Source organism: Pseudomonas caricapapayae (assembly GCF_001400735.1).
GTDB lineage: Bacteria > Pseudomonadota > Gammaproteobacteria > Pseudomonadales > Pseudomonadaceae > Aquipseudomonas > Aquipseudomonas caricapapayae.
The window spans coordinates 1-8,013 of sequence record NZ_LJPW01000076.1 but is presented as its reverse complement, the minus strand read 5'-3'; the positions used below and the strand labels follow the sequence as shown (position 1 = coordinate 8,013).

Here is an 8,013-nt window from a genome sequence, read left to right as displayed (position 1 = left end):
TTGATTTCCGGGGTGGTGCGCGGCATGACAATGGTGGCCAGAATGCCCAGTTCACGCGCCGCCAGCGCCAGGCCCTGCGCGTGATTGCCCGCCGAAGCGGTGACCACGCCGCATGCGGCCTCTTGTGGGGTCAGTTGCGCCAGCTTGTTGTACGCCCCGCGAATCTTGAACGAGAACACCGGCTGCAGGTCTTCGCGCTTGAGCAACACCTGATTGCCCAGCCGCCCGGACAGTTGGCGAGCACCCTGCAATGGGGTTTCGATGGCCACGTCATACACGCGGGAGGTGAGGATTTTGCGAGCATAGTTGTTGAGCAGATCGTGCCGGTCCTGGCTCATCGCATCGCTCCATCATGCGCTGCTCCGCGATACACGGCGCACGCCGGCACATTCGCCTGACCGGTAATCAGGCTCAAGGAGGCGAGAAGGGCGATAGAGCGAGGGATGACGATCATGTCTGACTCCTGGTTCGATAATGTTGCCCAGGAGACAGAAGAAACCCGCCTCCAGGGCGGGTTTTTTTGCAAACGTCGGCTAACCCGCCATGACTGGAATGACGGTAATAATAATCTGGCCGACGTTTTGCTGGATGAGGTTCATGCTCTGGAGGTTAGGTCGACACGACCCTGCAAGTCAATAGCGCTTGACCGGCAAGGGGCCTGGTCGCGTGCTTAATCTGCCACGATCTTTTTCGTCTGTTTGACAGGAATCAACATTTTTATTTCACATTGGCACTTTAATGTTGATCTTGCGGTCAGTTATTTCAGCTTGATTCTCAGCCACACATGATCAGCCAAGAGGGCGAAGAAATGGACGAATACCAGGAAGAACTGCTTGAATACCGTGCATCTGAACTGGACCCGGTAGAACCTGCCGACGACGCTACCGAGTTATGAACGGGTTCATGCGCTTTGGCGCTGGCTGCGGCGGAACTCTCCCGGAGTCTGTCCGTTCCAGCGCTTGAAGGCGCGTTGAAAGGCTTCGGCAGAGGCGAACCCCAGCAGGTAGGCGATCTCTCCGAACGCCAGTTCAGTGTCGCGAATATACGTCATTGCCAGATCACGCCGTGTGTCATTGAGCACCGTGCGAAAGCGTGTGCCTTCCTCGGCCAGCTTGCGGCGCAACGTCCACGTAGGCAGCTTGAGCCTTGCCGCCACTTCTTCCAGATCCGGCTCCCTTCCGCCGTTCAATAGCGGCCCGAGCAATTGGATGATGCGTTCACGGAGACTGCGGGTGCGGGTCTGTTGCTCCAGCTCGTTTTCGCATAATTGCAGCAGATGCCGCCAGGTACTTGGACAATGGCCCGGATTACGCAGCGCAAGGCTGGTCTGATCCAGACGCAGTTGATTGGTGGCTGCACCAAACATCACCGGGTTATCGCTCAATGCGATGTATTGCGCTGCGTACTCAGGCGCCTCGAACTCGATTTCGATACGTTGAGCGCGCAGTCCGGTGCCCGTCAGGGCCGAGAGTTGAGTCAGCCAGCCGGCCAGAATCGAGTCCACGACAAAGCGGTTGTAGGCGTTATAGGGGCTGATTGAATAAAATCGCATCCAGGCACCTGACGCATCCTCGTGGAAAGTCGACTGTCCGCGATAATTGGACCCGTACAAGGGTTCGAAGCGTATCAGGGTGCGAGCGGCTTCGCGCACATTGGGTGCCTGCGCAGCGGTAACACCCGCCAGACCTGCCTGAGCGAAGCGACTGAGCTGGCCCATGCGCAACCCCAGTCCAGGCTGGCCGGTGAGCTGGATGGCGGCATGCCCCAGGCGCATGTAACGCGGGATCGATAACCGCGCCCCGGCCTGACTCAGGCGAATAGGGTCAAGGCCATACTGCTCCAGCAGAGGATCAGGGTTCTCGTCGAAGCTGATGACCGCATCGGTCAGGCTCTGGATAAAACCCACTGACAGGTCACCGAGGCGCAGGGTCAATGTTGGCATCGTCAAAGCCAGAGATTGATCAGACGTGCGCCGCCAGCGGCAGCATTTTCCGGTGACGGATCGGCTATTGTCTGGCCCGCGTGGCTGGCAAAACTCTGCCCGGCAACACCCTGATTCCAGAACTGCCCGCGCATGAACACGCTGACCCCGGCCTGTGCAGTGCTTTGCGCAGGACGGCCTGTGAGGGTCAGACGATGCCAGGCTTCGCCCTCGCTTGTAGTGTCAGCCGCCATATCGAAACCCGAGCGCCGGGGCTTGCGCCACGGTTCGGACCAACTGGCCTTGCCGATCACAAAGGCGGGAACCGCAATCAGCTGTGCGTCGCTTTGATTCAGGCGCGCGTAGTTTTCCGCATACCAACTGTCGCTGCCGATCAGCACGGCCAGACGTCCCGCAGGTGTGTCGAGCACATTCAAGGGCGCGTCGCTCCTGGTGTGCACGTAACGTTTCTGATAGCGGTCCGGATAGAGCTGGCGTTGTGGCTGACCGAGCGGTTGGCCATTGCTGCCGAACGTCACGCTGCTGTTATAGAGCGCGCCTTTACCGATTTTCAGCTGACCGCCTTCGATGCTTGGTTCTGGCAGCACAATCGAGCCAGCCACCAGTGTTACGCCGAACTCTCGGGCCAGGCCGCCGAACAGTGTCTGATAGTCCCGCGCCATCGATTGCGCCTTTAGGCGCAGGTGGGCGTCGTCGACACGGTCTCTGCCTTCGGCACCGAGCATGGCCACGATAAACTGCAGTGGATTGCTCCAGGACAGCCAGTCCATTGCTTCGTCTACCGTCGCAGCTTGATAAAGCTCATCCTTCTCGCCACAGGCGAATAGCCAGGTACCGATATGCTCGGGGAACACCACTACCGTTCTGCGGTTGATCAGTCCGTAATCGTGGGCCTGTTGCAGGTAAGCGGCCAGCTTGCGGTGCAGTCGATCAGTGTTCTGATAGTCAGTGGGGAATAGCTCCGGCTCGATGCCCAGCAGGTTTCCGCGTTCACTGGGCTCGCCTTCATTGATCGCCAGGCGAATGCGCAGATCGGACAGGTAGTGGCCCGCCGGGCGTTGCCCGGTCCAGACTGCGTAACTGACGAGGCTGGTTACGCTGAGCAGGACCAGACAGATGGCGAAGAGTTTGCGCATAGAAAGGCCGGGTAGCTGCCATCAGGAAATTGACGACTAGGGTAGGGCGGCGTCGGACGCTTGCCAAGTGCCGCTGCACGTTTGGATCAATAACTTGTCACTTTCGGTCATTGAGTGTGTGGCTGGATGCGTCTTTACTGTTGCCCATGAGAGGACACGCAGAGGTCCTTGTTTTCCCGTGATCGACTCGATGGAGCTTCGCCATGACTGCTGCTCATTACCCGCACCTGCTGGCCCCCCTGGACCTGGGTTTCACGACCCTGCGCAACCGGACCCTGATGGGGTCGATGCACACCGGTCTGGAAGAGCGTCCGGGTGGTTTCGAGCGCATGGCAGCCTACTTTGCCGAGCGGGCCCGGGGCGGGGTCGGGTTGATGGTGACTGGCGGGATCGCGCCGAACGAGGAGGGCGGTGTCTACGACGGCGCGGCAAAACTCACCAACGCCGAAGAAGCGGATCGGCATCGCGTCGTGACCCGGGCGGTCCATGATGCTGGCGGCAAGATCTGCCTGCAGATCCTGCATGCCGGTCGCTACGCCTACAGTCGCAAGCAGGTTGCGCCGAGCGCCATCCAGGCACCTATCAACCCGTTCACGCCGCATGAGCTGGACGAAGACGGCATCGAAAAGCAGATCGCCGATTTCGTTACCTGTTCGACACTGGCCCGTAGCGCCGGTTATGACGGTGTCGAAATCATGGGCTCGGAAGGTTACTTCATCAATCAGTTCCTCGCCGCACATACCAACCACCGCACTGACCGCTGGGGTGGCAGCTATGAAAATCGTATGCGTCTGGCGGTCGAGATCGTGACGCGGGTACGTGAGGCAGTCGGCGCGGAATTCATCATTATCTTTCGTCTGTCGATGCTGGATCTGGTGGAAGGCGGCAGCACCTGGGAGGAAATCGTCCAGTTGGCCAAGGCGGTCGAGCAGGCCGGCGCGACCCTGATCAACACCGGGATTGGCTGGCATGAAGCGCGTATACCGACCATTGCCACCAAGGTGCCGCGGGCAGCGTTCAGCAAAGTCACTGCCAAATTGCGGGGCTCGGTGAAGGTCCCGCTGATTACCACCAACCGGATCAATACCCCGGAAGTTGCCGAACGTATCCTCAGCGAAGGCGACGCGGACATGGTCTCGATGGCTCGTCCCTTTCTCGCCGACCCGGAGTTCGTCAACAAGGCGGCAGCGGGCCACGCCGAACGGATCAACACCTGCATCGGCTGCAATCAGGCCTGCCTTGACCACACCTTCGGCGGCAAACTGACCAGCTGCCTGGTCAACCCGCGTGCCTGCCACGAGACCGAGCTCAACTACCTGCCAACCCTGCAGATCAAAAAGATTGCCGTGGTGGGTGCCGGTCCTGCCGGCCTTGCCGCTGCAACCGTTGCCGCACAGCGTGGACATGAGGTGACCCTGTTCGATTCGGCCAGTGAAATCGGCGGCCAGTTCAATATCGCCAAGCGTGTGCCGGGCAAGGAGGAGTTCTCCGAAACCCTGCGTTACTTTCGCAATAAAGTGCAGGAAACCGGCGTGCAGTTGCGCCTAGGCACTCGCGTAAAGGCCGGCGATCTGCTGGAGGCCGGTTTTGACGAGGTGATTCTGGCAACCGGCATTGCGCCGCGCACTCCGGCGATCCCCGGCATTGATAACCCCAAAGTGCTCAGCTATCTGGATGTCATCTTGCAGCGCAAGCCGGTAGGGCATTGCGTGGCAGTGATCGGCGCGGGTGGCATCGGCTTCGACGTGTCGGAATTTCTCGTGCATCAGGGCGTGGCCACCAGTCTGGACCGTGAGGCGTTCTGGAAAGAGTGGGGCATCGACACCACATTGCAGGCGCGCGGAGGTGTCGCCGGGGTCAAGCCCGAAGTGCATGCTCCGGCGCGACAGGTGTTTTTATTGCAGCGCAAGAGCTCCAAGGTGGGTGACGGCCTGGGCAAGACTACCGGCTGGATTCACCGCACGGGGCTGAAAAACAAGCAGGTGCAGATGCTCAACAGTGTCCAGTACCTGAAAATCGACGATGCCGGGTTGCATATTCGCATCGGCGAAGACGGCGAGGAAAAGCTCCTGGCAGTGGATAACATCGTGATCTGTGCCGGGCAGGACCCATTGCGCGAGCTGTATGACGATCTGCTGGCGGCCGGGCAGAGCGTCCATCTGATCGGCGGCGCGGACGTCGCTGCAGAGCTGGATGCCAAGCGGGCTATCGATCAGGGCTCACGGCTGGCCGCGGCCCTGTAAAGGCACAATGCTTGATCAGGCGTCTGTGAATTGGCGCAGACCCTGAAGCACCTTGCCTGTAGACTGCCGCGCATGATTATCGACGCCCTGGGCTGGCAACCCATTGCCCCCCTTGAACGCTTGAACCTGCCCTGGCTGCAAGACGCCGGGGTCGAGGTTGCGATTCTGCGTCTGGACCTCATCGATCCGCTGATCAGCGGCAACAAGTGGTTCAAGCTCAGCGAGCACCTGACACTGGCTATCGATAAGGGTGCCGAGGGGTTGATCAGCCTCGGTGGTGCACACTCCAATCACCTTCATGCTCTGGCGGCCGCAGGCAAGCGTTTCGACTTCCCGACGGCAGGCCTGTTGCGTGGCCATGCCCAGCAGACGCCTACCGTACTCGACTTGCAGGCGTTCGGCATGCAACTGCACTGGCTGGGGTATGCCGGTTATCGGGCGCGGCATGCCGCAGATTTCTGGGTGCCCTGGCAGGCCCGCCACCCCGGTCTATATCCGATTGCCGAAGGCGGTGGCGGGCTACCCGGTGCCTTGGGTTGCGGCCGGTTGCGGGAAATGGTCGTTGAGCAGTTCGAGCAACTCGGTTGGGACGATTATCACGGCTGGTGGCTGGCGGTGGGTACAGGCACAACACTGGCCGGTCTGCTGTTGGCCGAGGCCGGTGCCCGTCCGGTGTATGGCGCGATGGCGGTGCCGGGCGATCATGGTGTCGTTGAAAATATCATGGCTGTGCTGAACGAGTCCGCAGGACGGCAGGTGAACATCTCGCCGGACCTGCCCGATAACTGCGTTCTGCTTGAGGCCTGCCGTGGCGGTTTCGCCAGAACCGATGCCTCGCTGCTGGAGTTCATCGCCAGTAGCGAGGCATACAGCGGCGTACCTCTGGAGCCCTTGTACACCGGCAAGGCTTTGCTGGCCTTGCATGATGAAGTGCAGGCCGGTCGCTTCGAGTCAGGCACCCGCTTGGTCGTCATTCATACCGGTGGCCTGCAGGGCCGGCGTGCGATGGGGCTGTAAGCCTCGTGGCAGAGCCTTTGGCATGAATTTCTGCGCAGATCGATGACGAGACGTCGGCCACGACTACGTGGATGACACTTCTGGAGTGAGGCGTCCGTGGCGCTGTCTCGATAATCGATCCATTCCAGATCAAGACGCCGAGGTCAGCCATGACAACCACCCCCGTAGAGCAAGTCGACCCTGCCACGCTGAAAAAAGTCATCGTTGCGGCGGCCATCGGCAATTTCGTCGAGTGGTTCGATTTCGCCGTGTATGGCTTTCTGGCGACCACCATCGCACTGCAGTTCTTTCCCAGTGGTGACAACAGCGCTGCGTTATTGAAAACCTTCGCCGTGTTTGCCGTGGCCTTCGCATTCAGGCCGCTGGGCGGGGTTTTCTTTGGCATGCTGGGTGACCGGATCGGGCGCAAGAAGACCCTGGCAATCACCATCCTGCTGATGGCCGGTGCCACCACATTGATCGGCCTGCTGCCCACGTATGCAGCGATTGGCGTTATGGCACCGATCCTGTTGACGATCATTCGCTGTGCGCAAGGTTTTTCGGCCGGCGGTGAGTATGCCGGTGCCTGTGCCTACCTTATGGAGCACGCGCCGCGCACGCAGCGGGCCTGGTATGGCAGCTTCGTACCGGTCTCGACGTTTTCGGCCTTCGCTGCCGCGGCAGTGGTGGCTTACGCGCTGGAGTCTTCACTGTCGACTGAAGCCATGGGCAGTTGGGGCTGGCGTCTGCCGTTTCTGATTGCAGCACCGTTGGGCCTGGTCGGGTTGTACCTGCGCTGGAAACTCGATGAAACGCCAGCGTTTCAGGCTGTCGCGCAAGAGCATGCCGTTGCTCACTCGCCACTCAAGGACACCTTGCGCCACCACGCGTCGGCGATAGGCTGTCTGGGCGCATTCGTTTCGTTGACGGCGTTATCGTTCTACATGTTCACGACGTATTTCGCGACCTACCTGCAAGTCGCTGGCGGCTTGAGCAGGGCGACGGCGCTACTCGTATCGTTGATCGCACTGGCCTTCGCCGCTGCTTTGTGCCCGCTGGCGGGTGCCTATTCGGACCGGGTAGGGCGTCGGGTCACCATGGCAACCGCCTGTACACTGTTGATGGTCGTGGTGTTTCCGTCGTTCCTGATGGCCAGCTCCGGCTCGTTCATTGCCTCGATCATCGGCGTCATGCTACTCGCCGTGGGCGCAGTGCTATGCGGTGTGGTAACGGCCGCGTTGTTGTCGGAAACCTTTCCGACCCGCACCCGCTACACCGCCTCGGCGATCACTTACAACATGGCTTACACCCTGTTCGGCGGCACCGCACCGCTGATGGCTACCTGGCTGATCAGCATGACCGGCAGCAACCTGTCGCCAGCGTTCTATCTCATCGCCGTGGCAGCATTGGCGATGGCAGGCGGCCTTGCCCTGCCGGAAACCTCGAAAATCTCGTTGCATGATGTGCCTGCGGCAGGCAAGGAGCCCGTGGTATCAATTGCCTGAGGGCAAGGGCCGGAAACAAACATTACCGACACCGCATAACCGCCGTATGACGCAGAGCGTAACGAACTGCGTGTCGACGCGGAGCGTCGGCACGATAATCAATAGTCATCAGCTTTCGCCCCGTGCTTTTAACCGCACTGTTCTAAAACGCTTTTCAACCGCGATAGCACAAACGACGCAGAGTGCGACGT

General features: G+C 60.3%; 6 protein-coding genes. 3 read left to right on the top strand and 3 right to left on the bottom strand.

What is annotated here, in order from left to right; all coding sequences use genetic code 11:
- The 3 genes from ALO80_RS11615 to ALO80_RS11600 all read right to left on the bottom strand — a co-directional run.
- On the bottom strand, positions 1-338 hold a 338-nt coding region (locus ALO80_RS11615; RefSeq protein WP_122301973.1), incomplete at its 3' end, for a pyridoxal-phosphate dependent enzyme.
- A gap of 563 nt (positions 339-901) precedes the next feature.
- Positions 902-1,942: an AraC family transcriptional regulator gene (locus ALO80_RS11605; RefSeq protein WP_055009110.1), complete on the bottom strand. Its 1,041-nt coding sequence runs from the start codon at positions 1,940-1,942 to the stop codon at positions 902-904.
- Positions 1,943-1,944: 2 nt separating this feature from the next.
- Positions 1,945-3,078, bottom strand: coding sequence for a nitrilase-related carbon-nitrogen hydrolase (locus tag ALO80_RS11600; RefSeq protein ID WP_055009109.1), 1,134 nt, complete (start codon positions 3,076-3,078; stop codon positions 1,945-1,947).
- Between the two features lie 203 nt (positions 3,079-3,281).
- On the opposite strand from ALO80_RS11600, the gene ALO80_RS11595 reads away from it, so the two are divergent.
- The 3 genes from ALO80_RS11595 (at position 3,282) to ALO80_RS11585 (ending at position 7,822) form a co-directional block, all read left to right on the top strand.
- Entirely contained in the window at positions 3,282-5,321 is a 2,040-nt protein-coding gene (locus ALO80_RS11595; protein ID WP_055009108.1) for an NADPH-dependent 2,4-dienoyl-CoA reductase, read from the top strand.
- Positions 5,322-5,393: 72 nt separating this feature from the next.
- Complete coding sequence (locus ALO80_RS11590) at positions 5,394-6,338, top strand: 1-aminocyclopropane-1-carboxylate deaminase/D-cysteine desulfhydrase (protein WP_055009111.1); 945 nt, start codon at positions 5,394-5,396, stop codon at positions 6,336-6,338.
- Between the two features lie 149 nt (positions 6,339-6,487).
- Positions 6,488-7,822, top strand: a complete 1,335-nt coding sequence (locus ALO80_RS11585) for an MFS transporter (protein ID WP_055009107.1) — start codon at positions 6,488-6,490, stop codon at positions 7,820-7,822.
- The last annotated feature ends 191 nt before the right edge of the window (positions 7,823-8,013 follow it).